Raw genomic sequence first — 25774 nt, forward strand, 5'->3', positions numbered from 1 at the left:
GCACAAGGAAGCTCGCCGCCGCGAGCCGGGCCGGCCTGCCCCGTGATGAAGCCGCTTCATCTCAGGCGTTTTCGGCGGCCGGCGCAAGGGAAAAGCCGTAACCATCTATCGATTGTTGACTGGTGCCGAGGTGCGTGACAGCCTGTCACCTGCAAAACGATCTTTGGAGGTTACCATGACCTGTCGTCGCGGCCCTCTCCCCCTGCTCGTGTCCGTTCTCGCTCTTGCGGCGACGGACCCGTCCACCGCGCAACTGGCCGGCAGGGACGTCAAGATCGGCATCGGCGGTCCCTTGACCACGACCTCGGCCGGTTTCGGTGTCGAGATGAAACAGGCGGCGGACCTTGCAGTCGACGAGCGCAACGCGGCGGGCGGCGTCGCCGGCGCCAAAATCGTTGCGACGGCGATCGACGACAAGGCCGACCCCGAGACCGGAAAGGCCGTCGCCAAGGCGTTTTGCGATGATCCGACCGTGTTGGGCGTGGTCGGCCACGTCAACAGCGGCGTCGCCATCGCCACCGGTCAGATCTATGCGGACTGCTCGCTTGCGGTGATCACGCCGATGGCATCGAACCCGAAAGTGACGGAGAGCGGCTTTGCCACCATCTTCCGCCTGACCAACCGCGACGACCGCAAGGGGCCGGGGCTTGCACGATATCTGATGGCGAAGCTGGGCAAGAAGCGCGCGCTCGTAGTCGACGACGGAACGTCCTACGGCGTTGGCCTCGCCGACCAGTTCGTTGCGGGCTTTGGCGCCGGCGGTACCGTGGTCGCGCGCAAATCGGTCAAGGTCGGCGACAAGGATTTCGCCGATTTCGTCAAATCGTGGCCGAAGGATTTCGACGTGCTGTTCTTTGCCGGCATTCGCGAAGGCGCGCTGATCCTCAAGGAGATGCGCGCGCAGGGCCTGACCCAGCTGTTCAGCTGCGGCGACGGATGCTGGGACACGAAGGCCTTCATCCAGGCCGCCAACGGCGCGGCGACGACGGCCGAAGGCGTTCGCATCCTCTCCGCCGCGCCCGCCATCGGCACCGTGCCCGGCTCATCCGAGTTCGGCGCCAAGTACACGGCGAAGTACGGCCCCATCAACAATTATGCCGCGAGCTCCTATGATTCAGCGCGGGTGTTGATGGCCGCGATCGCTGATGCCGCCAAGGCGAAGGAAGGCCTGCCAACGCGTGCCGATGTCGTGGCGGCGCTGCGAAACTTGACCTTCCAGGGCATCGCCTATGCAAGGCCGGTGCAGTGGACCGAGAAGGGCGACAACAAATCGGCCGTCATTTTCGTCAACGTGGTCGAGGGCGACCATTTCAAGCAGGTCGACCAGATCGGCGAGTGAGGTTTGCCGCGTCTGCGCAAGGCCCGCACCGATGACCGCTGTCGTAGGGTGGGCAAAGGCGCGCCCTTCGCGCGCCGTGCCCACCACTTCGGTTGCATTTGTGGAGAGATGGTGGGCACGGCGCAAGCGCGCCTTTGCCCACCCTACGGCCGCTTCGATCGTGGTTACACCGCCAGGTGCCGTGAGGCTGCGAGGCCCGCCAGCGCCTCTTCCAGCTTCTCGCGGTCGAGCGGCTTGATCAAGAATCCGTCCATGCCCGCTTCGAAACAGGCGTAGCGATCTTCCACCAGCGTGTTCGCGGTCAGCGCCAGGATCGGCGTGCGGCCGGCGCCCTCGCCTGCTTCGTGGTTGCGGATGCGCATGGCGGCTTCGATGCCGTCGAGCTGCGGCATCTGGATATCCATCAGCACGAGATCGTACGGCGTGCCCGCGGATTTCGCCGCCAGCCAGGATTCCAGCGCTGCTCCGCCATGGGTTGCGATCACGACGCGATGCCCAAGCCGCGTCAGCAGCGATCGCATCAACAACGCGTTGATCTCATTGTCCTCCGCGACCAGGATCGACAAGCCTCTGGTCACAGCGGAGGGCGCGACCGACGCCTCGGCGGGTGGCTCCGGCGCGAGCTCGGGCGAGGCAACTTCCGGCGTCAGCGACAGGCGCGCGGCGAGCGAGGCGGCGCGCAGCGGCTTCACCAGATAACCCGTGAAGGCCGGCGATAAGGGTTCGTGCCGCGTGGCGGGCGTGAGCAGCACCAGCCGCTGCACGGCATGGCTACGCGCTGCATCGCCAAGCTGCGCCGCCACTTCCGGACCGAGCGCGCGATCGATCAGCACGGCATGCCAGGAGCGCTCCGGCAGCAATGCCAGCGCGACGTCTACGTCCGAGACCGTGCAGGTCTGGCCGCCCCAGCGCTCCAGCCGCTGCGCGATCAGCGAAGCCTCGATGCCGGAGCCGGCGATCAGCAGGATCGATTTTCCGATAAGGTCGGGACTTGCAAACGTGGTTTGTCCCGTGCTGGCTTGGGCCGGCGCAAGCGGAATCGAGACCTCGAAGGTCGAGCCCCTGCCCGGCTCGCTCTCCAGCGTGATCCGGCCGCCCATGCGCTTGACGATGCGCTCGCTGATCGCAAGGCCAAGGCCGGTGCCGCCATAGGTGCGCGCGACGCGCTCGTCGGCCTGCTCGAATTCGCGGAAGATGCGCGACTGCGCCTCAGGCGCAATCCCGATGCCGGTGTCGCGCACCAGAAAGCTGATCTCGTTCGGCCACAGGCCGGGCTGGACGATCAGCGCGACGCCGCCATGCGTGGTGAACTTGATGGCATTGCCTGCGAGATTGAGCAGCACCTGGCGCAGCCGCGCGGCATCGCCGACCACGTCGAGCGGGAGGCGTTCGTCGACATAGGCCGCGATCTCGAGGTTTTTTGCCTGCGCGCGCGGCGCGAGCAGCTCGGTGATCTCCTCGATCAAGGTCGACAGCGCGAAGGGACGCTGCTCGAGATCGAGCTTGCCGGCTTCGATCTTGGAATAATCGAGCAGCTCCTCGATCAACGCGGTCAGCGCCTCGCCCGAGGTTTTTACCGCCCGCGCATAGGTCGTCTGCTCCGGCGTCAGCGTGGTGTCGAGCAACAGGCTGCTCATGCCGATGATGCCGTTGAGCGGCGTACGGATCTCGTGGCTCGCCATTGCGAGGAAGCGCGACTTGGCGCGATTGGCCGCGTCGGCCTGGTCGCGGGCCTCCGAGAGCGCGCGTTCGCTCTCGGTGCGGTCGGTGACGTCGCGGCCGACGCTCTGAAGCTCGGCCGGCTGGCCGGCGTCTAGTCGCACGAAGCCCTCGCGCCAGGCGATCCAGCGCGCGCCGATTGGGGTCGCGATCCTCTGGTCGTGCATGCGCGTGCCGCTGCTTTCGAGCGCGCTGTCGCCCTGCTCCAGCACGTCGAAATTAAAGCGCGTGCCGACAAGTGCGCTGCGCGCCCGCCCGGCAAGCTCGCAATAGGCGTCGTTGGCAAAGGTGATGCGTCCGTGGTGGTCACGCAGCACGATCAGATCGCCTTGCGATTCAAACATGCTGCGCGCGCGCTCTTCGGCTTCCTTGAGCTCCCAGTTGCGATCGACCAGCGCCTCGTTATGCGTCGCGAGCGTGCGCAGCCGCTTGTTGACGAAGCGCAGCCGCATGCTGAGCGTGGCAAGGCCAAGGCAGGCGAGGGCGAACAGGAAGCTCGCGCCGATCGCAAAGGCGTTGGGATCGTAGCCGGACTTCTCGGCCCGGCTGCCGGTGATGAAGCCGTAGGCGCCGCCGAACGTCGCCGAGAAGATCATGAAGGAGCGGATCGCGAAGGCGATCCTCGGATGACGGCGCCTGAAGCGGCGCATGCGCACTTTGATCCGGAACGACCGACCCATCGCCAAAGATCCTCAACTCCGCCTGAAATTGTTTTGCCCGCCCTCGGTGACGATGTGTCGTCCGACCTTGCGAACAGTTTGAGGTTTTGTGGCCGGCTCGAAACAAGGTTGATGAGACGTTAACGCCTCAGAGCGAGGCGGCCTGAAGATGGCGGGGCGCACCGGCAGCGCCGACGATCAGCGCGGCGGCATCGCGAGCCGAGAAGGTCTTCGACCGTACATAGATGCGATAGTCCGCCGGACCCTCGCTGGAGAGGTAGATCACCGGGGCATCGCTGCTCGGATGCGCGGCGATCGCGACGAGGCGCGTTGCCGCGCTGGATTGGCAGGCGTCCGATTCCGAGGTCGGAGTGTCGTCGACCAGGACGAAATCCGCAGCCTCCGCCGCCTCGGTGATCTGCACGCGGACAGTGGCGCGGTTGGGATCGTCTGTGAAGGCAACGTGCAGGCCGGCGGTCCAGGGAACCGATGCGAGCTCGACCGGGGTCTCGCCGAAGGCGATGCAGGGATGCGATGCCGATCCAGGCCCGCCGCGTGCCAGCACCGCCGCCGCCATCAAGGGAACAACCGAAGCCAGGATCTTGAAACGCAACATGACACTCTACTCGCCCAAGGACTCGCATATGGCCCAGTGAAGCGGCCGAGATGAACGCGTGGGCCTTATGGTTTGCAGAGCGTAAAGGAAACTCGTTACCGCCGGGTTGATACGGATGCGCGTCACGCCGGCTGGCGTACATCCTCCGCGAGTGCGCGGTAGGAGAGGGCTTCGGCGAGATGCAGCCGGCCGATTCTGTCGGCGTTGTCGAGATCGGCCAGCGTGCGCGCCACCCGCAGCACGCGGTGATAGCCGCGCGCCGACAGCCGCATGGTCTCGGCGGCATCGCGCAGCAGTTTTTGGCCCTGCGCATCGGGCTTTGCGATCTCTTCCAGCACCGAGGCCGGTGCCTCGGCATTGGTGCGGACGTTCGGCAATCCCGCGGCCTGATAACGCGCGCGCTGAATGTCACGGGCCGCGGCGACGCGCGCGGCGACTTCGACTGACCCTTCCGCTGGCGGCGGCAGGATCAGGTCGGCCGCAGTCACAGCAGGCACCTCGATACGCAGATCGATGCGATCCATCAGGGGACCTGAGATGCGCGCCTGGTAGTCTGCCGTGCAGCGGTCGATGCGGCCGCGCTTGCAGGCATAGCCGGGCTCGAACGCGTTGCCGCAGCGGCACGGATTCATTGCCGCGACCAGCATGAAGCGGGCAGGGTAGGTGACGCGGTGATTGGCTCGCGACACCGAGACCTCGCCGTTTTCCAGCGGCTGGCGCAGCGAATCCAGCACGCGCGGATCGAACTCCGGAAGCTCGTCGAGAAACAGCACGCCCTGATGCGCGAGCGAGATCTCGCCGGGTTTTGCCCGCATGCCGCCGCCGGTCAGCGCGGCCATGCTGGCGGAATGATGCGGCGAGCGGAACGGTCGCCGCGAGGTCAGAGCGCCGCCTTCGATCTCGCCGGCGACGGAGGCGATCATCGAGACTTCCAGAAGCTCTCCCGGCGACAGCGGCGGCAGGATCGAGGGCAGGCGCGCGGCCAGCATCGATTTGCCGGCGCCCGGTGCGCCGATCATCAGCAGATGATGTCCGCCGGCCGCGGCAATCTCCAGCGCGCGCTTGGCGCTCTCCTGGCCCTTGATGTCGCGCAGATCGAGCGGGGAGGCGGCCGCCTCATGCACCTTCGGCGAGGGCCGCGACAGCACCTGCGTGCCCTTGAAGTGGTTGGCGATCTGGATCAGCGAGCTGGCGGCGATGATCTGGATGTCCGGGCTCGCCCAGGCGGCCTCCGAGCCGCAGGCCGCCGGACAGATCAGGCCATCTTCGCGGGCATTGGCGCCGATCGCGGCCGGCAGCACGCCGGCGACCGGCGCGATCGAGCCGTCGAGGCCGAGCTCACCAAGAACCGTGAAGCCGGTGAGGGCATCCGGCGGGATGGCGCCGATCGCCGCCATCAACCCCAGCGCGATCGGCAGATCGTAATGGCTGCCTTCCTTGGGCAGATCGGCCGGCGCCAGATTGACGATGATCCGCCGCGCCGGCAGCGCCAGCCCTGAGGCGATCAGCGCCGAACGCACCCGCTCGCGCGCCTCCGACACCGCCTTGTCCGGAAGGCCGACAATGGCGAAGGCGGGCAGGCCCGGCGCGACCTGCACCTGCACGTCCACCGAGCGGGCCTCGATGCCCTCAAAGGCGACGGTGGAAACGCGTTGGACCATGCTACCCCCTGTTGCAATCGAGGGTAGCGGACCGGAGCGCGAAGCGCAAGAACATTACGGGAACATTCTGCTGCAGCCGCAGTCGCGAAGCCAGGTGCCCGCGCGCCATCTCACGCGGCAATCGGGCCAGGCGTCCCCGGATGGGTGCGGTTCAACGCCGGAGGCGCATCGTCAGCCAGAACGTCAATCCTTTGCCGAAGATGATCAACCAGCGGGGCTGCGCCAGTGATGAGGCAGTCACGATGCCCTCCGGGCAACCGGATCACTTCGAGCTGCGAACTGATGCGCCGCCACGCCCGACCGTCGTGGTCAGCGGCGCAAAAGGTCACGGGAACCTCGAGCGGCGCCGGACGATATCGCGCCATGGCGATCGAATAAGCATCCCATAGCGCCGGCGGAATCTCGCTATTCAGCTTGGAATTGGACAAGCCGCGATACAGCTTGCCGATCGTCTCGAACACCTGCATTGGCCGCCTGGCAACATCGCCGCTGGTCGAGGCCGTGCAGGATCGCTCCAGCCGGGCCATCAGTTCAAACGTCCAGCGCAGAAGATAAGGCCAAGCCAAGCGCCTCATCGGCGCGAGGATCGCCTGCGGTGCTGCACGGGCACTGATGGTTGGCGGGTCGACCATCACAACCATCTCAACCCTGTGGCCGGCTGCCATCAACAGACGAGCCGTTTCGAATGCGACCATGGCGCCGTTGCATTTGCCGCCCAGGAGGAACGGGCCGCTCGCCTGCCTTTCCAGGATCAGCGTCAGTCGGTCGGCCGCCATCGTCTCGATCGACGGCGGAATTGGCTCGCCACGAAGACCATGAGGATTGATGGAAGTGATCGGGGAATCGGGCCCGAAAAGCTCGACCATCCGCCGCACACAGGCGTGTCCGCTGACGAGGTCCCCATTGAAGAAGAACAGGGAGGGCCGATCGTCGCGGGCATGAAACTGCAGCAAGGGCGTCGGCGGCGTGCCCGCCTGCACGGCGATTTTGGGAGCAAATTGCCGGATGGTCTCTGCCCCGAACAGGATCGTTTCCGGTACGGGTTGGCCAATGATCCGCTCGACCTCAATGAGCATGTCCATCGCCAGGAGGGAGTCGCCACCGCTGGCAAAAAAATCATCGTCGACCGTCAGCGCTTCGGACTTGAGCAGCCTCCGCCATAGGCTCAGCAGTTCGGCTTCCAGATCCAATGGCCTCCTGTTCACATCGGGCTCGGGCGTCGTCCCCTCATGGTCCGAGCGCGTGTCGATCGACTCGCGAAGTCGTCGCCGCTGGACCTTTCCCGTCGTCCCCTTTGGCAGTTGGTCGAGGATCAGAATGCGTCGTGGAATCTTGAACGAGGCCAACTCGCGTTGCAGGAACTGGCGGAGCTCGGCCGTCGTCGTCTGCGCATGAGGATGGGCAACAATGGCGGCTGCGACATCCTCGCCAAGGCGTGGATGGCGGATCGCGAAAGCGGCGGCCTCGGCTACCGCCGGATGGCGGAGTAGCACGGATTCGATCTCGGCCGGCGCGATCTTCTCGCCGCCGCGGTTGATCAGTTCGCTCAAGCGCCCGTGCACGGACAGAAAGCCGTCTCCGTCGAGGCTGCCGATATCGCCGGTGCGAAACCATCCACGCACGAAGGACGCTTGATTGAGATCGGGCGCATCGAGATAGCCGGATATCACGGTGGGGCCGCGCACCAAGATCTCGCCTCGCGCACCAAGTGGGAGCGGATGTCCATCGTCACCAACGATGGCGACGGTATGCGGCCAAGGTTGCCCACATGTCCCTGGCCTGTTCGGGCCGGGCGGCGGCAGGTTGGCGGCGATCTGCGCGGCTTCACTGGAGCCGTAATGCTCCAGCACCGGGACACCCAAAATGCGCTGCAGGCCGTCGTGCACCTCCTTCGGAAGCGGCGCGCCGCCCGATACGACGAACCGCAAGGTGTGCGCCGCCTCGGCTTCCCGAGGACTTTTGGCCTTGTCCAGCACGGCAGCGTGTAGCGTGGGGCCGGCCGAATACCAGGTCGGCCGCAAGACATCGAACCACTCGTCGAGCGCGACGATGGCACTGTTCGCAGGGACAGCAATGCTGCCGCCCGTCAGGAGCGGCGTGAAGACCGTCACTTTGAGCCCATGAGAATAGTAGGGGGGCGACACGCTCAAGCAACGGTCCCTTGACGTGAGGTCGAACCAGGCCTGAAGCCGTGCGGCCGCCGCCAGCATATTGCTGTGGCTGAATGGAATGAGCTTCGGCTGCGCCGTCGTACCCGATGTCTGCAGGATGAAGGCCGGTGAGCTCGGATCAGGCTCAGCGTCGATCGCCGGAGCGGCGGACACCTGCACGGCGATCGTGAATCCAAGCTCGTCGTGTCCGGCCGGGACGGCTTCGATGACGACGATCCTTCTCCGCTCAGCGGTCTTGCGGGCCTCAGAGTTACTGCCTTGCGGTACGAGAAGAGCGTCCAGGCGCAGCATGTCGAGGCGCTGATCGATCTCGGTCGGAGAAAGCCGCGGATCAAGAGGCACTGCGATGCAGCAGCATGCCGCTGCTACGATGGCGAGAATCGCCTGCGGGCCGTTCGGCATGAGCACCCCGATACGGGCGCTGCAATCGAACCCGGCCAGACGCAGCTGCCGGCGGACATCGTCCAACTGGCGCTGAAGATCGTGGTACGTCAGAGGCGCAAAGGCGCCGGAGACGATCGCTGGCTGCTCTGGGGATTGCCTGGCGATCCGACCGATGACTTGGCCCAGCGTGTTTTGGCCCAGCGTGTCGTTGCCCAGTGTGTCTTGGGCTCCAGGCTGGGCTCCAGGCCGTTGCGAGCACGAGACCCCCTCGGAGCGGATCAAACGAGGCTCCAACTTCCCGTTCTCTACGAGCAACTCCCGCTCCTCGGATCTGGTAGCGCCTCGGTGCGACTACCCGGGCAATTACCTAAAAGTGATAACCTTTCCACCGGACGGGCAACTGGCAGTGGTGAGTACCTCGGAATGGTCTGACGAACTTTGGCTTGGTTTAAAGCAGGGGGTTGCGGAGCTTGCGGGTCGCAGGCGGCGCGGCAAATCAAGGGAGCAAAGCCAAGGTCCTAACGAGGCGTAAACGGGACCGGGACAGTAAGCCTCGAATGCGAGCCGATCCGCTCAGCACATCCCAACGAATGTTCGGTACTCCTAGGACGCGGGATGGGCCGTGATCTAACAAGTGAAAATCGAGATGCTTGCAAATCGCCGGAGAAGCGAACGTCGGGTGTGCAGTCGGCTTGCCAAGATTCATTTTGGCGCGGGGTCGCTGCCGAGGGATTGCACGATCACGGATATTTCCGATGGCGGTGTGAAAGTTGTGGCGGAGTTTCTAGAGGTGCCGCCGCACTTCACCATCATTTTCGCGCCGGACTATTCCCGCCAGTGCCAGCTCCGCTGGCGCATCGGCTGCGAATTCGGCGCCGAATTCATCGATTAGCGCGTGATTTAGGCCCGATGGGCCGCGTAGCGCAAAGTGCGAAGCGGCTTTCCCTCGCGACAAAACGCGAAACGCGTTTGCGCGGAGATCATGCTCGAACAATTAGGCCGTGCAGGTGCGCGTTCCTTAACGGGAAATTAGCGTTAATCGGGAAAGCATCTCTGATCAGTCGCCGACGGTAGATCAGAGTATGTCCCAGCGTTCGTCCCTTGTTTCGTCCCCGGCGCGATTGCTGTTGTCCGCGCTTTTCGCGCTCGGGCTCTGCGGCTGCCAGACCACGGGACTCGAGGACATCACCGGCGCGCTCGGCGCCAAGCCGGAAACCGCCCGCGAGGCCAAGCCGGATCTCGAGGGCTTGCGCGAGCGCTACCGCGCGACCCCAAGCGATCCCGAGATCGCGCTACAATATGGCAGGGCGCTGCGCGAGAACGGCCAGCATGCGCAGGCCGTCGCCGTGCTCGAGCAGGCCGTGCTCACCCACTCGAGCAACAAGCCGCTGCTTGCGGCTTATGGCCGCGCCCTCGCCGACAACGGTAATTTCCAGCAAGCCTTCGACGTGCTGAGCCGCGCACATACGCCGGAGGATCCCGACTGGCACATCCTGTCGGCGCAAGGCGCGGTGCTCGATCAGCTCGGCCGCAACGAGGAAGCGCAGCAATATTACGGCAGTGCCTTGAAGATCGTGCCGGATGAGCCATCGGTGCTGTCCAATCTCGGCCTGTCCTACGTGCTCCAGAACAATCTGCCGAAGGCGGAGGAGACGCTGCGTCGTGCCCACGAGCGCGCCCCGCAGGATGCGCGCGTGCGGGCCAATCTCGCGCTCGTGGTTGGACTGCAGGGCCGCCAGGCCGAGGCCGAGGGCATCGTGAAGGCCGATCTGCCGCCGGACCAGGCCCAGGCCAAGGTCACGGCGCTGCGGCAGCTCCTCGCCAGGAAGCAGCAGCGGGCGGAGAAGTAGCGCCGCCCGCAGCGCGTCTGAACTTATCGTTTGAGCATGATCTCTGCGCAAACGCGTTTCGCGTTTGTCGCGAGGGAAAACCGCTTCGCACTTTGCGCTAACGCGGCCCTTCGGGTCCGGATCAGGCTCTACGACGCCTTGCGATGTGGCGCTGACTCGCGCTTCGGCTTGCCCTTCAGCTTCTTGAGCAGCGGCGCCAGCAATGACTGTCTCGGCTTCTTGACCTCGCCGCGGCCGGCAAGCCGGTTGGCGAGGTTCTGGAACGTCTCGGCGGTGCGGTGGCTCTTGGAGACCTCGGCGATCATCTGGCCGTTATTGGCGGCCGTCGAAAACAGCTTCGAATCGAAGGGAATGACCGCGACCGGCTGGCTTTCCATGGTCTTGGCAAAGGCCTTGACCTCGATCTCCGCGCGCTTGTGCATGCCGACCTGGTTGAGGCAGTAGAGCGGCGGGCGATCGTTGGGCCGCGCGGCCTTCAGCACGCTCAGCATGTTCTTGGTGTTGCGCAGATTGGCGAGATCCGGCTCGGCCACGATCACGATGTCGTCGGCGTTGATCAGCGCGCGGCGCGTCCAGCCCGACCATTGATGGGGCACGTCGAGCACGATGCAGGGCGTGGTCATGCGCAGCGTATCGAACACGGCGTCGAAGGCCTCGGCGCCGAAATCATAGACGCGATCGAGGGTGGCGGGTGCTGCCAGCAGGCTGAGACGCTCGGTACATTTGGCGAGCAGGCGCTCCATCAGCGCGGTGTCGGGGCGCTCCTGCGTCAGCACCGCGTTGGCGATGCCCTGCACCGGATCCTGGTTGTAGTCGAGGCTCGCGGTCCCGAAGGCGAGATCGAGATCGATCACGACCGAATCGAGCGCCAGATCGCGCGCGATGGTCCAGGCGACGTTGTGCGCGATCGTGGATGCACCGACGCCGCCCTTGGCGCCGACCACCGCGATGACGCGGCCCGTGATGATGGCTTCCGAGGCCGAGAACAGGCTGCAGATCGATCGCACCACGTCGATGGTCTCGACCGGTCCGATCACGTAGTCGTTGACGCCGCGGCGCACCAGTTCGCGATAGGGCGCCTCGTCGCTGGGATTGCCGATCACGACCACGCGTGTGCCGGGATCGCAGACGCCGGCGAGATCGTCGAGCCCTTCCAGGATGTCGCGCGTGCCGTCGGATTCGATCACGATCACGTTCGGCGTCGGCATCGAGCCATAAGCCTCGACCGCCGCCGCAAGGCCGCCCTCCTTGACGGTGAGATGGGCTTTCGCAAGCCGGCGGTCCTGGCCGGCCGCGGTGATCGCGTCGTAGGTCTGCTCGGTCTCGCAAAACGCCTGCACCGAAACTCGCGGGACCGGCGCAATGTGTTGGTCGGGGTGCTGCAGGTCGTCGGCGTCGTCTTCGTATTGGCCGCTCATTGTCATTTGCCCGTGTCGCTGAGTTTGGCCTTGTCGGCGTCGGGATAGGTCGTCGAGGTCGGCATGCCCTTGCGGTACCGGTCGAACGCGATCGCGCGCCGCGATGTATAGGCAGGCGTTTCGGCACGCGGCTGCTCGAGATCGGCAGGGTTATCGATCATCGCGGCGAGATTGCGCTGCGTCGCGCAGCCGAGATTGAAGTACGGCTTGTTCTCGTTGTAGCCAGGGTCGAAGATCGACGGCCCGATATCTTCCGGCCACAGTCCGCAGGGACCTGCGACTGCGGCGATCTTCGAGTAGCTCAGGCGAATGGTCGGCAGCAGGCCGGGATCGTCGGGGCGATAGGGGCGCTGCACGATGCCGCGCGCAGGCACGCCGCCGGCCGCCAGCACCGAACGGATTTCGTGGTAGGTCGCAGCCGCAGCGCGGGCGTTCTTGGTGTCGACGGGCACGTCGACCACGACGGCGCCGGTGCCTTCACGCGCCCAGTCCCGCGCGATGCCCATGACGTCGGCGCGCTGCGCCTCCGACAGGCCGCCGCGGGCCTGGCCGACGAAGATCACGATCGAACGCTTGCCTTCCTGCACCGCGATCGGATGGCGCTGGCGATAGTCGGTCGGCACGGTCTGGGTGACGATCTCCTCGGTCGTGTTGCACGCACCGAGCATCACGGAGAGCCCCATCAGCATGACCGCGAGGCACAGCTTCTTGCGGCTATCGACCGGTAGTCTCGTCATCGCTTCATCCCCCTCGTGTTGAAGCCTCGTTCGTCTCAGTCGATGATGAAGCCGAAATCGCCCTGGTAACCAGTGACGGGATCGATGTGGCGCGCGATGCCGTAGAGACGGTTCATGCGGCCGAGCAACGCCGAATGCGCATCCGATGGCGGCGCAAACCCGTCATCGGGCCGCGACAATTCCTTTTGTGCGACTGCGCGCACGACATAGGGCGTCACGATCACCATCAGCTCGGTTTCGTTGTTCACGTAGTCCTGGCTGCGGAACAGCTGGCCGAGGATCGGAATCTGGTCGACCCCGGGCAGGCCGTTGATCGCCTGCTTGGTCTGTTGCTGGATCAGGCCCGCCATCGCCATCGAGCCGCCTGACGGGATCTCGAGCGTCGTCTCGGCGCGGCGGGTCTGGATCGAGGGAATCGTGACGGAGCTGGTAGAGCTCGAGGAGATGGACTGCGAGACGGTGATTGCGTTGGTATTCGACAGCTCCGAGACCTCGGTCATCACACGCAGGCTGATGCGGCCCTCGCTCAGCACCACCGGCGTGAAGTTCAGGGAGATGCCGAACTTCTTGTAGGAGATCTGCGTGGTGCAGACATGCGTGACGGGATCGCAGGCATAGCCTCCCGGAATCGGGAATTCGCCGCCTGCAATGAAGGTCGCGGACTCGCCGGAGATTGCGGTCAGATTCGGCTCGGCGAGCGTCTTGATGACGCCGGCGCTTTCCATGGCGCGCATGGTCGCGGTGACCGTGGGCAGGCCCTTGGCGGCGGCCGCTGCGCTCAGCGCGTTGCCGCTGACCAGCGGCCCGCCACTCGCGGTGAACGGGTTGGAATTGTTGAAGTTCACGATCGCGGTGCCGGCGTTCAGGCTGGCACTGAGGTCGACGCCCATCTGCTTGACGATGTCGCGGCGCATTTCGGCGACCACGACCTTCAGCATCACCTGATCGCGGCCGCGCACGACGATGTTGTTGACGACCTTGTCGGCGTTTCCGACCAGTTTCGCGGCGACGTCGCCGGCCTGCTGAGCCTCGACTGGGCTGGACACCGAGCCGGTCAGCATGACGCCGTCACCGACGCCCTCGATCTGGACGCCCGGCATCGACTGCCGGAGCGCGGCGCGCACGCCGTTGAGGTCGCGCTTCACCGCGATATCGTAGGAGGCGACCTGCTGGCCGTCGGCCGAAAAGAACACGACGTTGGTCTGCCCGACCGCGCCGCCGATGATGTAGGCGCGCTGTGCGGAGCGGATTACGGCGTTGGCGATCTTGGGATCGGCGACCAGCACGTCCTTCACCTCGCGCGGCAGGTCGATCACCACCGACTTGCCGACGCCGAGTGCAAGGAAGCGGGTCCTGGCCGGGGCGATCGTTGCGACCGGCGACACGCCGAGATCAGGCGCCTGCACCGGGGTCTGGTCGCCGACCGGTGCGTCCGCCGCGATCGCCGGTGCTGCGGCGAGGCCGAGCATCAGCATGGCCCCCGTGCAGAACGCGCGCGCGCCATTCCCCCGAATGCGCAGGCGGGTCCGATCATCCCCATTCTTCATCTTGGGTATCCCCATCACTTCTGTGACGTTTGTTGCCGCGTCGAAACGCCGTAGCGGATCACGCTGACGCCGTCGGGACGCTTGTTCGCCGGGCCCTCGGACGAGCCGTCCGGTGCGTTGGCATCGACGATGCTCCGCAGCGCGAGCTGCAGCGTGCCGCCTTGTCGCGCGGCTGCGAGCGCAGCAGCCTGGTCGGGCCTGAGCTCGAGCGTGACGGTCTTGCCGACCACGGAAGTCTGGCCGTCTTTTTCCTTCGGTGCCTGGTCGATCGCGAGCACACGGATATTGGCCAGGATGACCTCGGAAACGATGACGTCATTCGCCCCGGTCGAGGCGTCGGCATTCTTCAGGCGGTGTGTCAGGAGCACGTCGACGCGATCGTTCGGCAGGATGAAGCCGCCGGCGCCGGTCTCCGCGGAAATTTCGGTCGAGATCGCCCGCATGCCTGAAGGCAGGATCGCGGCCATGAAGCCCGAGCCGTCGGCCTTCACCAGCTTCTGTTCGCGGATCGGCTCGCCCTGCATCAGCGGCGTGCGCGCGATCGAGCCGGCAATCTGGGTCACGGCGTCGGGTCGGCCTTCGCGGCGGATAAAGCTGCCGCTCGCGGCAGACGCTGGCCAGGTCTGCCATTGCAGGTCTTCCTGCTTGACGGTCTGGCCAAGGCCGATGTCGGATTTTGCGACGAGAACCTCGACAGTGGGCAGCGGCGCAGCCACGGGTGCTGCCGCGGGTGCCGGCCTGTTGTCATAGCTGCTCGCCAGATATGCGGCGACGCCGCCGGCGCCGAGCGCAATGACTAGAACCACGATGCGTGCGGTATTCATACGCCTTTACTCTTACGCGGGGCACTCGAACCGCACGTGGCGGGTTCCCCGTCGTCGATGAGTAGGCAGTAAAGGTATAAGGGGTGTTGCGAGGCCGAATGTGATCGCCGGTCACGCCGCGGGTTTTGGCTGCATGGTGAACGCCGCGTTATTCGGAAAGCGATAACTCCGTAGATTCACGCAAGAGATCAGGCGTTTTGTGTCTGTGCGTGACGCGACATGGTGAACGCGTGGTTAGCCCGCGACGCGAAAGCCCAAACGCGCGAGAGGGAGGCGTCTTCCCTCGATGTCGTCCTGGCGAAAGCCAGGACGACATCGGAGAATTTCGGCCCGTGCGGATTATTTGCTCCGCTTCGTCTCGATCACATCCCAGATCTTCGCCGCGATGTCCGGCCCGCCGAGCCGCGCGATCGCACGGATGCCCGTCGGCGAGGTCACGTTGATCTCGGTGAGCCGGTCGTTGATGACGTCGAGGCCGACGAACAGGAGGCCGCGCTCGCGCAGTGCCGGCCCGACCGTTTCACAGATCTCGCGTTCGCGCGGGGTGAGGTCGGTGGCTTGCGCCGCGCCGCCGCGCACCATGTTGGAGCGGAGATCGTCGGGCGCCGGGACGCGGTTGACGGCGCCGGCGAACTCGCCATTGACCAGGATGATGCGCTTGTCGCCGTGCTTGACCTCGGGGATGAACTGCTGGATCACCCAGGGCTCTTTGAAGGTCACCGAGAACATGTCGTAGAGCGAGCCGAAATTCATGTCCTGCGGCATCACGCGGAACACCGCGGCACCGCCATGGCCGTGCAGGGGCTTCATGACGACGGCGCCGTGCTGCTCGCGGAAGGCGTTGATCTCGTCGAGGTCGCGCGAGATCAGCGTCGGCGGCATCAGCTGCGGAAAGTTCATCACGAACAGCTTTTCCGGCGCGTTGCGCACGCTCACGGGATCGTTGACGACCAGCGTCTTCGGATGGATGCACTCCAGGAAATGGGTCGAGGTGATGTAGGCGAGATCGAACGGCGGATCCTGCCGCAGCAGCACCACGTCAAAGCCGTTCAATGCCTCGCGCCTGGGCTCGCCGAGGGTGAAGTGATTGCCGGGCTCGTCACGCACGGTCAGGAGCTGCACCGGTGCGACCAGCTCGTTGCCGACCTGCGACAGCTTGTCGGGCGTATAGTAGGACAGCCCGTGGCCGCGCTTCTGCGCCTCCAGAAGCAGCGCAAAGGTGGAATCGCCGCGGATGTTGATGCTGGCGATGGGGTCCATCTGGACGGCGACGTTCAGTTTCATGGGCTGCCTTTCAGGTCGAGGCGTCGAATGCCGCCAACACATGGCGTGGAAGGGACTTCGGCGCAATCAGCATGGCGTCGAATCGCAATTCAAATTCGGCATGCTCGGGATGCGCCGCAAGCCACCCCTGCGCGGCGTCGATGATGCGCTGCTGCTGGCGCGGCGTCACGGCAAAGGCGGCCTCATCGAGGCTGGCGCGCGCCTTGACCTCGACGAAGGCGATCAGATTGCGCCGGCGCGCGACGATGTCGATCTCGCCATGCGGCGTGCGGAAGCGTCTCGCCAGAATGCGATAGCCCTTGGCGATCAGGAAGGCCGCGGCGCGGCTTTCTGCCGAAATGCCGGTCTGGAACGCAGCGACGCGTTCCGGCGAGGGGAGTTTGGGCTCGGCGGGCAGGGCGCCGTCAGTCTTCCCCATCGTCGCCCCGCAAGTTCTTGGCAGGCAAGTTCTTGGCAGGCAAGTTCTTGGCAAGTTCGAGTGCGCGGGCATAGACCTCGCGGCGCGGCCGGCCCGAGAGTTCGACCGCATGCGCGACCGCGTCCTTGACGCTGCTGTTCGCGAGCTGTTCGCGCAGGAGATCGTCGAGCGCATCCGGCGTCATCTCCCGCGCATCGGCTGCCGGCGGGCCGATGACCAGCACGAACTCGCCGCGGGTCTCCAGCGTATCGGCACGGCCGGCGAGCTCGCTGAGGGGGCTGCGCGAGATCTCCTCGTGCAGCTTCGTCAGCTCGCGGCAGATCGCGGCTTCGCGATCTGCCATGACCTCGGCGAGATCGGCCAGCGTCTCCTGCACGCGATTGCCGGAGTCGAACAGCACCAGGGTCGCATCGATCCGGGCGAGCTCGCCGAGGCGCTTGCGGCGGGCGGTCGATTTTGCGGGCAGAAAACCTTCGAAGAAGAATCGATCGGTCGGCAGCGCCGCGACAGACAGCGCCGCCAGCACCGAGGATGGACCGGGCAGCGCGTACACCGCGTGGCCCGCGGCAGAAACCTCGCGCACCAGCTTGAAGCCGGGATCGGAGATCAGCGGCGTGCCGGCGTCGGAGACCAGCGCGATGGAACCGCCCTGCGCCAGCGCCTCCAGGATCCTCGGCCGCGCAGCCTCTGCATTGTGCTCATGATAGGGTTTGAGCTGGGCGGTGATGCCGTAGCGCTCGGTCAACCGCCGGGTGATCCGGGTGTCCTCGCAGGCAACGATGTCGACGCCGGCCAGCGTCTCGAGCGCCCGCAAGGTGACGTCGCCGAGATTGCCGATGGGGGTGGCGACGAGGTAGAGGCCCGGCGCCGCCTTGCTGGCTGAAAAGTGATGGGGACCAATGGCAAAACCGCGTGCGGCGGGTTCCGCCGCACCTTCAGGCGTATTTATTGGGGCGGTCTTTGCGCGCATAATGGATACACTTAAAGGGAGAGACGTGCTTGCGCCATATTCGCGGCGATAAAGCCCGCGTTGGTGCAGCCTTTAAAACTCGGTGGGCAGCTCGCCATGGTGGAAGGGCGGTCGCGTTAAGCGGTCATTATCCTTTTGTTTTGGTTAACTATTTGCCGACAATATGCTGGAATCCGCGTCCTCCCTTGCGGAGGTGAAGTCCTGACCGGGCCTTAAGTGGTCTGGTCGTTACGAAGAGTTGCCATGCCGGGCCCGCGCTATCCCAAGTCTGTCACCTCCGGGCCCCGATCGTCGGGAGCGACCCGGCGGAGCGCGCTAGGGCTCCTGCTCGGCACGCCCTTGCTCTCGGCCTGCACCGGCGTGCAGCAGAGTCTCAGCCAGTTCTCCAATCCCTTCAGTTCCCCCTCTCAGCCGGGGCCCGCCGGGCCACAGCAGCAGGCCACCACCGCCGGCACCGGCGGGGTGAAGGTCAGCTTGATCCTGCCGCTCTCGGCCGCCGGCAATGCCGGGCTCGCCGCGCAGTCGATGCGCAACGCCGCCGAAATGGCGCTCGCCGAATTCCAGAACCCGAACGTCCAGCTTCTGATCAAGGACGACAACGGCACGCCGCAGGGCGCACAAGGCGGCGCGCAGCAGGCGGTCGACGAAGGCGCGGAGATCATTCTGGGGCCGCTGTTCGCCCAATCCGTGCCGGCCGTTGCGCAGGTCGCGCGTACGCGTGGCATCTCGGTGATGGCGTTCTCGACCGATGCCAGCATCGCCGGCCGCGGCGTCTTCCTGTTGAGCTTTCTGCCCGAATCGGACGTCAACCGCATCGTCGAATATTCCGCCAGCATCGGGAAGCGCTCCTTCGCGGCGCTGCTGCCGGAGAATGCCTATGGCAATGTGGTGGAGGCAGCCTTCAAGGCGGCGGTGCCGCGGCGGGGTGGACGCGTGGTTGCGTTCGAGAAATTCGGCGGCGATCGCGCCACGCCGGCGCGCAACGTCGCGCAGGCGCTCGGCAGCGCGGACGCGCTGTTCATTGCCGATGACGGCGATTCCGTCGTCGCGGTGGCCGATGCGCTGACCGCTGCGGGCGCCAACTTGCGCAACATCCAGTTGCTCGGCACCGGCCTGTGGGACAACCCGCGCGTCTATGCGAGCCAGGCGCTGCAGGGTGGTCTCTATGCCGCGCCGGACCCGGCAGGCTTTCGCGCCTTCGCCGGCCGCTACCGCACGAAATATGGCGCCGAACCGGTGCGCACGGCGACGCTCGCCTATGACGCAGTGGCGCTCGTCGCAGCGCTCGCGCGCACACAAGGCACCACGCGCTTCTCACAGGACGTGCTGACCAACCCGTCTGGCTTCGCCGGCATCGACGGCCTGTTCCGTTTCCGCGCCGACGGCACCAATGAGCGGGGACTTGCGGTGATGAAGGTGGCGACCGGCGGCGGCGTCGCGGTCGCGGGCTCGCCGAAGAGCTTTGGGGCTTAGCAGCAAGTGAGGCTGCCGTAGGGTGGGCAAAGGTGCTCTTCGCGCCGTGCCCACCATCTCTCCACGATTGCGTCAGAAGAGGTGGGCACGCTTCCGCCTTCGCTCTTCGAGCTACGGCGGACAAGTCGCTTTGCCCACCCTACGGCAGTTGGCTATGCCGCGAGATCCGCGACCACCGCATCCAGCACCGGAAATCCGCTGCTGGTGACGCGCAGGCGGCCCGTCGTGTCGACTGTGATCGCGCCTTCCTCGCGCAGGAGCGCGATGCGGCGGGGATCGAGCGGGCGGCCGGCGAGCGCGGCGTAGCGCTTGGGGTCGATGCCTTCGGCGAGGCGCAATCCCATCAGCAAGAATTCGTCGGCGCGCTCCTCGCTGTTGAGGAGTTCGTCGGTGACGACACCGTCGCCGTTGGTCTCGACCCGCATCAGCCAGGCCTCGGGACGCTTCTCGGTGGCGGTCGCGTGCCTGATGCCGTCGATGTCGAGCCGGCCATGCGCGCCGGGACCGATGCCGGCATATTCCTCGCCGCGCCAGTAGACCAGATTGTGCCGGCACTCGGCGCCGCGGCGTGCGTGATTGGAGATCTCGTAGGCGGGCAGGCCGAGCTTGTCGCAGGTCTCCTGCGTGACGTCATAGAGCGCGCGCGCGACCGCTTCGTCCGGCGTTTTCAGCTTGCCGGCCTGGTGCAGGCCGAAGAACGGCGTACCTTCCTCGATCGTGAGCTGGTAGAGCGACAGATGCTCGGCGGCTTCATCGATGGCGTGGCGGAGTTCATTCTCCCACATCGCCGGCGTCTGGTCCGGCCGGGCGTAGATCAGGTCGAACGAGTAGCGTTCGAACGAACGCCGCGCGATGGCAACCGCATCGAGCGCCTCGCGCGCGCTGTGCAGGCGCCCGAGCATCTTCAGCGAGACATTGTCGAGCGCCTGCACACCGAGCGAGACGCGGTTGACGCCGGCGGCGCGATAGCCGGCAAAGCGCGTGGCCTCGACGCTGGTCGGGTTGGCTTCCAGCGTGACCTCGACGTCATCGGCGACGCGCCAGTGCTTGCCGATCGCCTCTAACACGGCGCCGACGGTCGCAGGCTGCATCAGGGATGGCGTGCCGCCGCCGAGGAAGATCGAGGTGACCTCGCGGCCGGGCGCGCGCTTGGCCGTGGTCTCGATCTCGCGCGCGAAGGCGCGGGCAAAGCGCATCTCGTCGATCGCGGCGTGGCGGACATGGCTGTTGAAGTCGCAATAGGGACACTTCGACAGGCAGAACGGCCAGTGCACGTAGACGCCGAAGGCGCCCCTGTCAGCGCGGCTCAAGGCAGATCTCCGCAAGTTTCACGAAGGCGCGGGCACGGTGCGACAGGCCAAGGCCCAACGGCGGCAGGCCGTGCTTCTCGATGCTTTCCATCTCGCCAAAGGTGCGCGTGTGGCCGTCGGGCAGGAACATCGGGTCGTAACCGAAGCCGGCGGTGCCGCGCGGCGGCCAGACCAGCGTGCCGTCGACGCGCGCCTCGACCTCCTCGAGATGATCATCGGGCCAGGCAACGCAGAGTGCGGAGACGAAATGCGCTTTGCGCTGGTCCGGCGTGATGGCGCCGCGCTCCCTCAACAGGCGCTCGATCTGCGCCATCGCCGCGGCAAAATCCTTGTCGGGGCCCGCCCAGCGCGCACTGTAAATTCCCGGCGCGCCGTCGAGCGCGCCGACCACGATGCCGGAATCATCGGCGAACGCCGGAAGTCTCATGGCCTTCGCAGCGGCGATGGCCTTGATCGCGGCATTGCTGCGAAAGTCGTTGCCGGTTTCTTCAGGCTCGTCGAGGCCAAGCTCGCCGGCCGAGACTGCCTCGACGCCGTGCGGCGCCAGCAGCTCCCGCATCTCGGCAAGCTTGCCGGGATTATGGGTCGCGATGATGAGCTTGCCTGTGATTCGCCGGTGCATGGCCTATTGACTACGCCACCGCCATTTTCTGCAAGTCCACGAGACGCGCGACACCCTTGCGGGCCAGCGCCATCAGCGACAGGAATTCCTCCTGCGTGAACGGCTCGCGTTCCGCCGTTCCCTGGACCTCGATGATGCGGCCATCGCCCGTCATGACGAAATTGGCGTCGGTCTCGGCCTCGGAATCCTCGGCATAATCGAGGTCGAGCACCGCCGTGCCGTTATAGATGCCGCAGGAGATCGCGGCGACGTTGTCGCGCAGCACGTTCGCCTTGATCATGTTGCGCGTCTTCATCCAGTTGACACAGTCGGCCAGCGCGACCCAGGCCCCCGTGATCGAGGCCGTGCGCGTGCCACCGTCGGCCTGGAGCACGTCGCAATCGACCGTGATCTGGCGCTCGCCGAGCGCTTCGAGATCGACGATGGTGCGAAGCGAGCGGCCGATCAGACGCTGGATCTCCACGGTGCGGCCGCTCTGCTTGCCGGCGGAAGCCTCGCGACGGGTGCGTTCCGAGGTCGCGCGCGGCAGCATGCCGTATTCGGCGGTGACCCAGCCGCGGCCCTGGCCCTTGAGCCATGGCGGCAGGCGGTCTTCCAGCGTAGCGGTGACCAGCACATGGGTGTCGCCGAATTTTACGAGGCACGAGCCTTCCGCATATTTGACCACGCCGCGCTCCAGCGTCACGGGGCGCAATTCGTCGGGCGCACGGCGGCTTGGCCGCATGGGAAATCCTCCAAAACTCGCAGGGAAAAGGCTGTTCGCGGTGCTTGTAGGAGGGGGAAGGGGGCCCGGCAAGGGCTTTTCCCCCGTGGCGTCGGAACGTCGCCCCCATTTGGCCAAAGACGCGCTTGTCACCGGCCCTCCGGATGGACAAATTATGTGCATCTGAGAGGAGTTACCGTCTGTGGCCCATCACGATCCGATTCATCTGATCGCGCCGCGCGCGGGCCTCGCCCAGCTCAACGAGCGCTCTCGCGACATCTTTCGTCAAATCGTCGAGAGTTATCTGGCGACCGGCGAGCCGGTCGGCTCGCGCAATATCTCCCGCCTGATCGCGCTGCCGCTATCGCCGGCCTCGGTGCGCAACGTCATGGCCGATCTGGAACAGCTCGGCCTGATCTACGCCCCGCACACCTCCGCCGGCCGGCTGCCGACGGAACTCGGCCTGCGCTTCTTCGTCGACGCGCTGATGCAGGTCGGGGAACTCAACGAGGCCGAGCGACAATCGATCCAGAGCCAGCTTACCAATGTCGGCCACGCCCAATCGGTCGAGGCGGCGCTGGAGGAGGCGCTGACGCGGCTGTCTGGCCTCACCCGGGCCGCAGCCGTGGTGTTGACGCCGAAGTCCAATGCGCGACTGAAGCATATCGAATTCGTCCGCCTGGAACCCGAGCGGGCGCTGGTGATTCTGGTCGGCGAGGACGGCCAGGTCGAGAACCGCGTGCTGACGCTACCGCTTGGAGTTCCCTCCTCGGCGCTGACGGAGGCTTCCAACTTCCTCAATGCACGCATCCGCGGCCGGACCCTCGCCGAGGCGCGGCTCGAGCTGGAAACGGCGCTCGGGCAGGCCCGCGCCGAGCTCGACCAGCTCACCCAGAAGGTGATCGCGGCCGGCATCGCGAGCTGGTCGGGTGGCGAGAATGAGGACCGGCAGCTCATCGTGCGCGGTCACGCCAATCTGCTCGAAGACCTGCACGCGCTGGAGGATCTCGAACGGGTGCGGCTGCTGTTCGACGATCTCGAGACCAAGCGTGGCGTGATCGACCTCTTGGGGCGCGCCGAGACCGCCGAGGGCGTGCGCATCTTCATCGGCTCTGAGAACAAGCTGTTCTCGCTGTCGGGCTCCTCGACGATCATCTCGCCGTATCGGGATGCCGCCGGGCACATCGTCGGTGTTTTGGGCGTGATCGGGCCGACGCGGCTGAATTATGCCCGCGTGATCCCGACCGTGGACTATGCCGCCCGCATCGTCAGCCGCCTGTTGGGGGGCTGACGGCCGTTTTCGCCTGATCACGGGCGCTTGATTTTCGCGCTGCGAAGCACGATATCCCGGCGAGAAAAATCCCTTGAGACGAGTTCGAGAAGGCAGCCGATGACCGATCAAGACCGGCAACCCGAAGACACGACTGCGCCGACCGGCGAGCCCGTGGTGTCGAAGCCCTACATCATGCCCGACGATCCGGAGCCCGGTTCGGTCGAGATCTTGCAGAAGGAAGCGGCTGAGGCGCGCGACCGCATGCTGCGGACGCTGGCCGAGATGGAAAACCTGCGCAAGCGCACCACCAAGGAGGTCGCCGACGCCAGGCTCTACGGCATTACCGGCTTTGCGCGCGACGTGCTCGATATCGCCGACAACCTCCAGCGTGCGCTTGATGCGGTGCCGGCCGAGGCACGTGCCAATGCCGATCCCGGCCTGACCGCGCTGATCGAAGGCGTGGAACTCACCGAGCGCTCGCTGCTCAACGCGCTGGAAAAACACGGCGTGAAGAAGTTCGACCCCTCGGGCCAGAAGTTCGATCCGAATTTCCAGCAGGCGATGTTCGAGGTGCCCGATCCGTCGGTGCCGTCGGGCACCGTGGTTCAGGTGGTCCAGGCCGGTTACACCATCGGCGAGCGCGTGCTGCGCCCGGCTCTCGTCGGCGTTGCCAAGGGCGGTGCGAAAGCCGCTGCCGCGGCCAACAACAACGAGTCGAACGGCGCGGCGTAAGCCGTGTTCTGAAAGCTGTGTCGTCATTCCGGGTTCGGCTCTCCGAGCCGTCCCGGAATGACAGCTTGCTGGTGTTACGCTGTGGCTGCGATATCCGCAGACTGGATCCGCTTCACCCCGGCCTTGGCCATGTCGGCCCAGGCCTTGGCCAGCGAGCCCTGCGTGTCGATGCCGCGGCAGGCGTCTTCCACCACATAGACCTCGAAGCCGGCCTTGCGCGCGTCGAGCGCGGTCCAGGCGACGCAGAAATCGGTCGCTAGCCCTGCGACGAACACGCGCTTGATCTTGCGTGACTTCAGGTAGGCGGCGAGGCCAGTCGATGTCTTGCCGTCGGCCTCCAGGAAAGCCGAGTAACTGTCGACGTCCTTGTGAAAGCCCTTGCGGATGATGAGCTCGGCCTGCGGGATCGACAGGTCCTTCGACAGCGCGGCGCCGTCGGTGCCCTGCACGCAATGGTCGGGCCACAGCACCTGCTTGCCGTAGGGCAGGTCGATGGTCTCGAACGGCTTCTTGCCGGAGTGAACGGAGGCGAACGACACGTGCCCCGGCGTGTGCCAGTCCTGTGTCATCACGACATTGGCGAACGATTTTGCGATCTTGTTGATCACCGGCACCACCTGCTCGCCTTCCTTCACGGCGAGGCTGCCGCCGGGCAGGAAGCAGTTTTGCACGTCGATCACGAGCAGCGCGGAGGCATCGTCGGGCTTGATCGCCGTCGCTGCCCAGAGCTTGCTTGAAACGAGGCTCGCGAGAGCAACAGTGGAAACGCCCGCGAGTACTTTGCGCCGATCCAGCATCGTACGTCCTCCCTCCAGGATGAACCAAGGAGGAAAGCGTAGTTCCATTTGTGTACGAACAAAAGCCCGAAAATGCGGCCGGCTTTGGTCAGCCTTTGGGCTGGATGCCGTCGCGCACCGCGCGGAAGCGGGTGAACGCCTCCGACCACTGGTCACGCGGGGCGCTGGCGATGATGCGCAGCGACGTACCGCCGCCGAAGCGGATCCACTGCACCACCGTAACCTGGGTCTTGTCCTTGCCACTGACGCCGTCGAGCCGGGTTTCGATGGCCGGCTGGCCGTTGACGCGGATCGGCTCGGACATGGTGATTCTGGACTCGCGCATGCCGGGGATCTGCATCGCCGCCTCCTGCGCGAAGCGGGCGCGATCATCCGGCTGCTGCGGCGTTGCGCCGATCAGGCCAATGATCATGTACGGCTTGGGCTCGAAGCCCGTGGTCTCGTTGCCGTCGGCAAGCACAATGCTGGCGCCCGGCGACAGCATGCGGACGTTCTTGAAGTCGGCGAGATCGGTGATCCGGAACGGCATCTGCGCGAGCTGCTCGTCGACCGGCACCTCCTTGCGCGTGACCGCGGTGGCGAACATCTGGCGCACCGCGTCGTCCGAGTAGATCTTGGCGGCGTTCTCCGGGATCTGCACGGCGACGTAGCCGGAGAAGCCGGTGCCCGGCACGATCATCGAATAGCGCTTCACCGTTTCCGTGCCGGCCTTGCCGGTCTCGACGGTGTAATAGGCAAGGCCCGCCGGCGTCTCGATCTTGTCCGGCTTGATGCCGCCGGTGCCGCCGGGATTGGCCTTGAAGGCATTGGTGACCTCGCCATAGGCGTCGGGCGGCAACTCGGTGACCAGCACCTTCACGCCTCCGTCCTCGCTCTCGAAGCCCGGAAAGGTCTTGGCCTGGGAGAGGCCGATCAACGGCACCATGCCGACGCGCTGGCCCGGCGGGAAAACGGCATCGGCCGCGAAGGCCGCAAGGGCGGAGGCAATGAGAACGGCAAGCGCGGCGAGGGGGCGTATCAATTTCATGGCTAGTCTACTTGGTCCACATTGAGGCCGTTCGATGGTGGGGCGTCGGGCCCCTTTGTCGCGCGGGGCGTGGCCCCTGGCTGAGCTGTCCGGCCGTCCGGACGTTTGTCGCCCGGACTTTTAACGGGTTTGGCTGCGCCGTAACAGGGTGGCGCGCGTGCCGTCGGGGCATGGTCCGGCTGACGGCTGAACCCGTTAATAAACCCTCACCGTCAAGGGGCCCGAAAGGCCGATATGATC

General features: G+C 65.7%; 22 protein-coding genes. 6 read left to right on the forward strand and 16 right to left on the reverse strand.

What is annotated here, in order from left to right:
• The first annotated feature begins 175 nt into the window (after positions 1 to 175).
• Complete coding sequence (locus SO156_RS12705) at positions 176 to 1339, forward strand: branched-chain amino acid ABC transporter substrate-binding protein (RefSeq protein WP_498535001.1); 1164 nt, start codon at positions 176 to 178, stop codon at positions 1337 to 1339.
• Between the two features lie 164 nt (positions 1340 to 1503).
• Here the strand turns inward: SO156_RS12705 and SO156_RS12710 are convergent, their stop codons facing one another.
• The 4 genes from SO156_RS12710 to SO156_RS12725 all read right to left on the reverse strand — a co-directional run bounded on the left by SO156_RS12710 (position 1504) and on the right by SO156_RS12725 (position 8831).
• Positions 1504 to 3738, reverse strand: coding sequence for a PAS domain-containing hybrid sensor histidine kinase/response regulator (locus tag SO156_RS12710; RefSeq protein ID WP_498535002.1), 2235 nt, complete (start codon positions 3736 to 3738; stop codon positions 1504 to 1506).
• A gap of 127 nt (positions 3739 to 3865) precedes the next feature.
• A complete protein-coding gene (locus SO156_RS12715) occupies positions 3866 to 4333 on the reverse strand; it encodes a hypothetical protein (RefSeq protein WP_498535003.1) in 468 nt (155 codons plus the stop codon).
• Between the two features lie 122 nt (positions 4334 to 4455).
• A complete protein-coding gene (locus SO156_RS12720) occupies positions 4456 to 5994 on the reverse strand; it encodes a YifB family Mg chelatase-like AAA ATPase (protein WP_498535004.1) in 1539 nt (512 codons plus the stop codon).
• Positions 5995 to 6104: 110 nt separating this feature from the next.
• Positions 6105 to 8831 (reverse strand): AMP-binding protein, encoded by a 2727-nt coding sequence (locus tag SO156_RS12725; RefSeq protein WP_498535005.1) that lies wholly within the window; start codon positions 8829 to 8831, stop codon positions 6105 to 6107.
• 364 nt (positions 8832 to 9195) lie between these two features.
• On the opposite strand from SO156_RS12725, the gene SO156_RS12730 reads away from it, so the two are divergent.
• Together SO156_RS12730 and SO156_RS12735 are read left to right on the forward strand one after the other, a co-directional pair.
• Positions 9196 to 9441: a PilZ domain-containing protein gene (locus SO156_RS12730; protein WP_458144641.1), complete on the forward strand. Its 246-nt coding sequence runs from the start codon at positions 9196 to 9198 to the stop codon at positions 9439 to 9441.
• A 190-nt stretch (positions 9442 to 9631) separates the two neighbouring features.
• Entirely contained in the window at positions 9632 to 10399 is a 768-nt protein-coding gene (locus SO156_RS12735; RefSeq protein WP_498535006.1) for a tetratricopeptide repeat protein, read from the forward strand.
• A 128-nt stretch (positions 10400 to 10527) separates the two neighbouring features.
• Here SO156_RS12735 and SO156_RS12740 read toward each other — a convergent pair whose 3' ends face one another.
• The 7 genes from SO156_RS12740 to rsmI all read right to left on the reverse strand — a co-directional run bounded on the left by SO156_RS12740 (position 10528) and on the right by rsmI (position 17597).
• Complete coding sequence (locus tag SO156_RS12740) at positions 10528 to 11817, reverse strand: CpaE/TadZ family protein (RefSeq protein ID WP_498535007.1); 1290 nt, start codon at positions 11815 to 11817, stop codon at positions 10528 to 10530.
• A 2-nt stretch (positions 11818 to 11819) separates the two neighbouring features.
• On the reverse strand, positions 11820 to 12554 hold the full coding sequence (locus tag SO156_RS12745; RefSeq protein ID WP_498535008.1) for a CpaD family pilus assembly protein: 735 nt from the start codon (positions 12552 to 12554) through the stop codon (positions 11820 to 11822).
• A 35-nt stretch (positions 12555 to 12589) separates the two neighbouring features.
• Complete coding sequence (locus SO156_RS12750) at positions 12590 to 14101, reverse strand: type II and III secretion system protein family protein (protein ID WP_498535009.1); 1512 nt, start codon at positions 14099 to 14101, stop codon at positions 12590 to 12592.
• A gap of 14 nt (positions 14102 to 14115) precedes the next feature.
• Positions 14116 to 14925: a Flp pilus assembly protein CpaB gene (cpaB, locus tag SO156_RS12755; protein ID WP_498535010.1), complete on the reverse strand. Its 810-nt coding sequence runs from the start codon at positions 14923 to 14925 to the stop codon at positions 14116 to 14118.
• A gap of 339 nt (positions 14926 to 15264) precedes the next feature.
• Positions 15265 to 16209: a glutathione synthase gene (gshB, locus tag SO156_RS12760; RefSeq protein ID WP_458144550.1), complete on the reverse strand. Its 945-nt coding sequence runs from the start codon at positions 16207 to 16209 to the stop codon at positions 15265 to 15267.
• A gap of 10 nt (positions 16210 to 16219) precedes the next feature.
• Positions 16220 to 16627 (reverse strand): YraN family protein, encoded by a 408-nt coding sequence (locus tag SO156_RS12765; protein ID WP_458144549.1) that lies wholly within the window; start codon positions 16625 to 16627, stop codon positions 16220 to 16222.
• Positions 16614 to 17597: a 16S rRNA (cytidine(1402)-2'-O)-methyltransferase gene (gene rsmI / locus SO156_RS12770; RefSeq protein WP_498535011.1), complete on the reverse strand. Its 984-nt coding sequence runs from the start codon at positions 17595 to 17597 to the stop codon at positions 16614 to 16616. Before rsmI ends, SO156_RS12765 begins: the two co-directional genes overlap by 14 nt.
• Positions 17598 to 17840: 243 nt before the next feature.
• Between rsmI and SO156_RS12775 the strand changes: the two genes are divergently transcribed.
• Entirely contained in the window at positions 17841 to 19070 is a 1230-nt protein-coding gene (locus SO156_RS12775; protein WP_498535012.1) for a penicillin-binding protein activator, read from the forward strand.
• 152 nt (positions 19071 to 19222) lie between these two features.
• Here SO156_RS12775 and hemW read toward each other — a convergent pair whose 3' ends face one another.
• Genes hemW through rph form a run of 3 tightly spaced genes read right to left on the reverse strand, consistent with a single transcriptional unit; the run spans position 19223 to position 21726 of the window.
• Complete coding sequence (gene hemW / locus SO156_RS12780) at positions 19223 to 20380, reverse strand: radical SAM family heme chaperone HemW (RefSeq protein ID WP_498535013.1); 1158 nt, start codon at positions 20378 to 20380, stop codon at positions 19223 to 19225.
• A complete protein-coding gene (gene rdgB, locus SO156_RS12785; RefSeq protein WP_498535014.1) occupies positions 20367 to 21002 on the reverse strand; it encodes an RdgB/HAM1 family non-canonical purine NTP pyrophosphatase in 636 nt (211 codons plus the stop codon). Before rdgB ends, hemW begins: the two co-directional genes overlap by 14 nt.
• Before the next feature lie 10 nt (positions 21003 to 21012).
• Entirely contained in the window at positions 21013 to 21726 is a 714-nt protein-coding gene (gene rph, locus SO156_RS12790) for a ribonuclease PH (RefSeq protein WP_458144544.1), read from the reverse strand.
• A gap of 181 nt (positions 21727 to 21907) precedes the next feature.
• Here rph and hrcA point away from each other — a divergent pair, with 181 nt between their 5' ends.
• Positions 21908 to 22996 (forward strand): heat-inducible transcriptional repressor HrcA, encoded by a 1089-nt coding sequence (gene hrcA / locus SO156_RS12795; protein WP_458144543.1) that lies wholly within the window; start codon positions 21908 to 21910, stop codon positions 22994 to 22996.
• Between the two features lie 99 nt (positions 22997 to 23095).
• A complete protein-coding gene (grpE, locus tag SO156_RS12800; RefSeq protein WP_458144542.1) occupies positions 23096 to 23710 on the forward strand; it encodes a nucleotide exchange factor GrpE in 615 nt (204 codons plus the stop codon).
• Between the two features lie 74 nt (positions 23711 to 23784).
• On the opposite strand, the gene pncA is transcribed toward grpE, so the two are convergent.
• Entirely contained in the window at positions 23785 to 24507 is a 723-nt protein-coding gene (pncA, locus tag SO156_RS12805) for a bifunctional nicotinamidase/pyrazinamidase (protein WP_458144541.1), read from the reverse strand.
• 88 nt (positions 24508 to 24595) lie between these two features.
• Positions 24596 to 25534, reverse strand: a complete 939-nt coding sequence (locus SO156_RS12810; RefSeq protein WP_498535015.1) for a hypothetical protein — start codon at positions 25532 to 25534, stop codon at positions 24596 to 24598.
• Positions 25535 to 25774: the final 240 nt, after the last annotated feature.

The sequence above is a fragment of the Bradyrhizobium sp. UFLA05-125 genome (genome assembly GCF_059803515.1).

What these genes read in the sequence shown, in the direction of transcription:
- SO156_RS12750 (WP_498535009.1), bottom strand. Translation starts at nt 14,101, where the DNA reads ATGAAGAATGGGGATGATCGGACCCGCCTGCGCATTCGGGGGAATGGC.
- SO156_RS12705 (WP_498535001.1), top strand. Translation starts at nt 176, where the DNA reads ATGACCTGTCGTCGCGGCCCTCTCCCCCTGCTCGTGTCCGTTCTCGCT.
- SO156_RS12810 (WP_498535015.1), bottom strand. Translation starts at nt 25,534, where the DNA reads ATGAAATTGATACGCCCCCTCGCCGCGCTTGCCGTTCTCATTGCCTCC.
- SO156_RS12720 (WP_498535004.1), bottom strand. Translation starts at nt 5,994, where the DNA reads ATGGTCCAACGCGTTTCCACCGTCGCCTTTGAGGGCATCGAGGCCCGC.
- SO156_RS12765 (WP_458144549.1), bottom strand. Translation starts at nt 16,627, where the DNA reads ATGGGGAAGACTGACGGCGCCCTGCCCGCCGAGCCCAAACTCCCCTCG.
- SO156_RS12740 (WP_498535007.1), bottom strand. Translation starts at nt 11,817, where the DNA reads ATGAGCGGCCAATACGAAGACGACGCCGACGACCTGCAGCACCCCGAC.
- grpE (WP_458144542.1), top strand. Translation starts at nt 23,096, where the DNA reads ATGACCGATCAAGACCGGCAACCCGAAGACACGACTGCGCCGACCGGC.
- cpaB (WP_498535010.1), bottom strand. Translation starts at nt 14,925, where the DNA reads ATGAATACCGCACGCATCGTGGTTCTAGTCATTGCGCTCGGCGCCGGC.
- SO156_RS12745 (WP_498535008.1), bottom strand. Translation starts at nt 12,554, where the DNA reads ATGACGAGACTACCGGTCGATAGCCGCAAGAAGCTGTGCCTCGCGGTC.
- SO156_RS12735 (WP_498535006.1), top strand. Translation starts at nt 9,632, where the DNA reads ATGTCCCAGCGTTCGTCCCTTGTTTCGTCCCCGGCGCGATTGCTGTTG.
- pncA (WP_458144541.1), bottom strand. Translation starts at nt 24,507, where the DNA reads ATGCTGGATCGGCGCAAAGTACTCGCGGGCGTTTCCACTGTTGCTCTC.
- SO156_RS12715 (WP_498535003.1), bottom strand. Translation starts at nt 4,333, where the DNA reads ATGTTGCGTTTCAAGATCCTGGCTTCGGTTGTTCCCTTGATGGCGGCG.
- SO156_RS12775 (WP_498535012.1), top strand. Translation starts at nt 17,841, where the DNA reads ATGCCGGGCCCGCGCTATCCCAAGTCTGTCACCTCCGGGCCCCGATCG.
- gshB (WP_458144550.1), bottom strand. Translation starts at nt 16,209, where the DNA reads ATGAAACTGAACGTCGCCGTCCAGATGGACCCCATCGCCAGCATCAAC.
- SO156_RS12730 (WP_458144641.1), top strand. Translation starts at nt 9,196, where the DNA reads ATGCTTGCAAATCGCCGGAGAAGCGAACGTCGGGTGTGCAGTCGGCTT.
- SO156_RS12710 (WP_498535002.1), bottom strand. Translation starts at nt 3,738, where the DNA reads ATGGGTCGGTCGTTCCGGATCAAAGTGCGCATGCGCCGCTTCAGGCGC.
- rsmI (WP_498535011.1), bottom strand. Translation starts at nt 17,597, where the DNA reads ATGCGCGCAAAGACCGCCCCAATAAATACGCCTGAAGGTGCGGCGGAA.
- rdgB (WP_498535014.1), bottom strand. Translation starts at nt 21,002, where the DNA reads ATGCACCGGCGAATCACAGGCAAGCTCATCATCGCGACCCATAATCCC.
- rph (WP_458144544.1), bottom strand. Translation starts at nt 21,726, where the DNA reads ATGCGGCCAAGCCGCCGTGCGCCCGACGAATTGCGCCCCGTGACGCTG.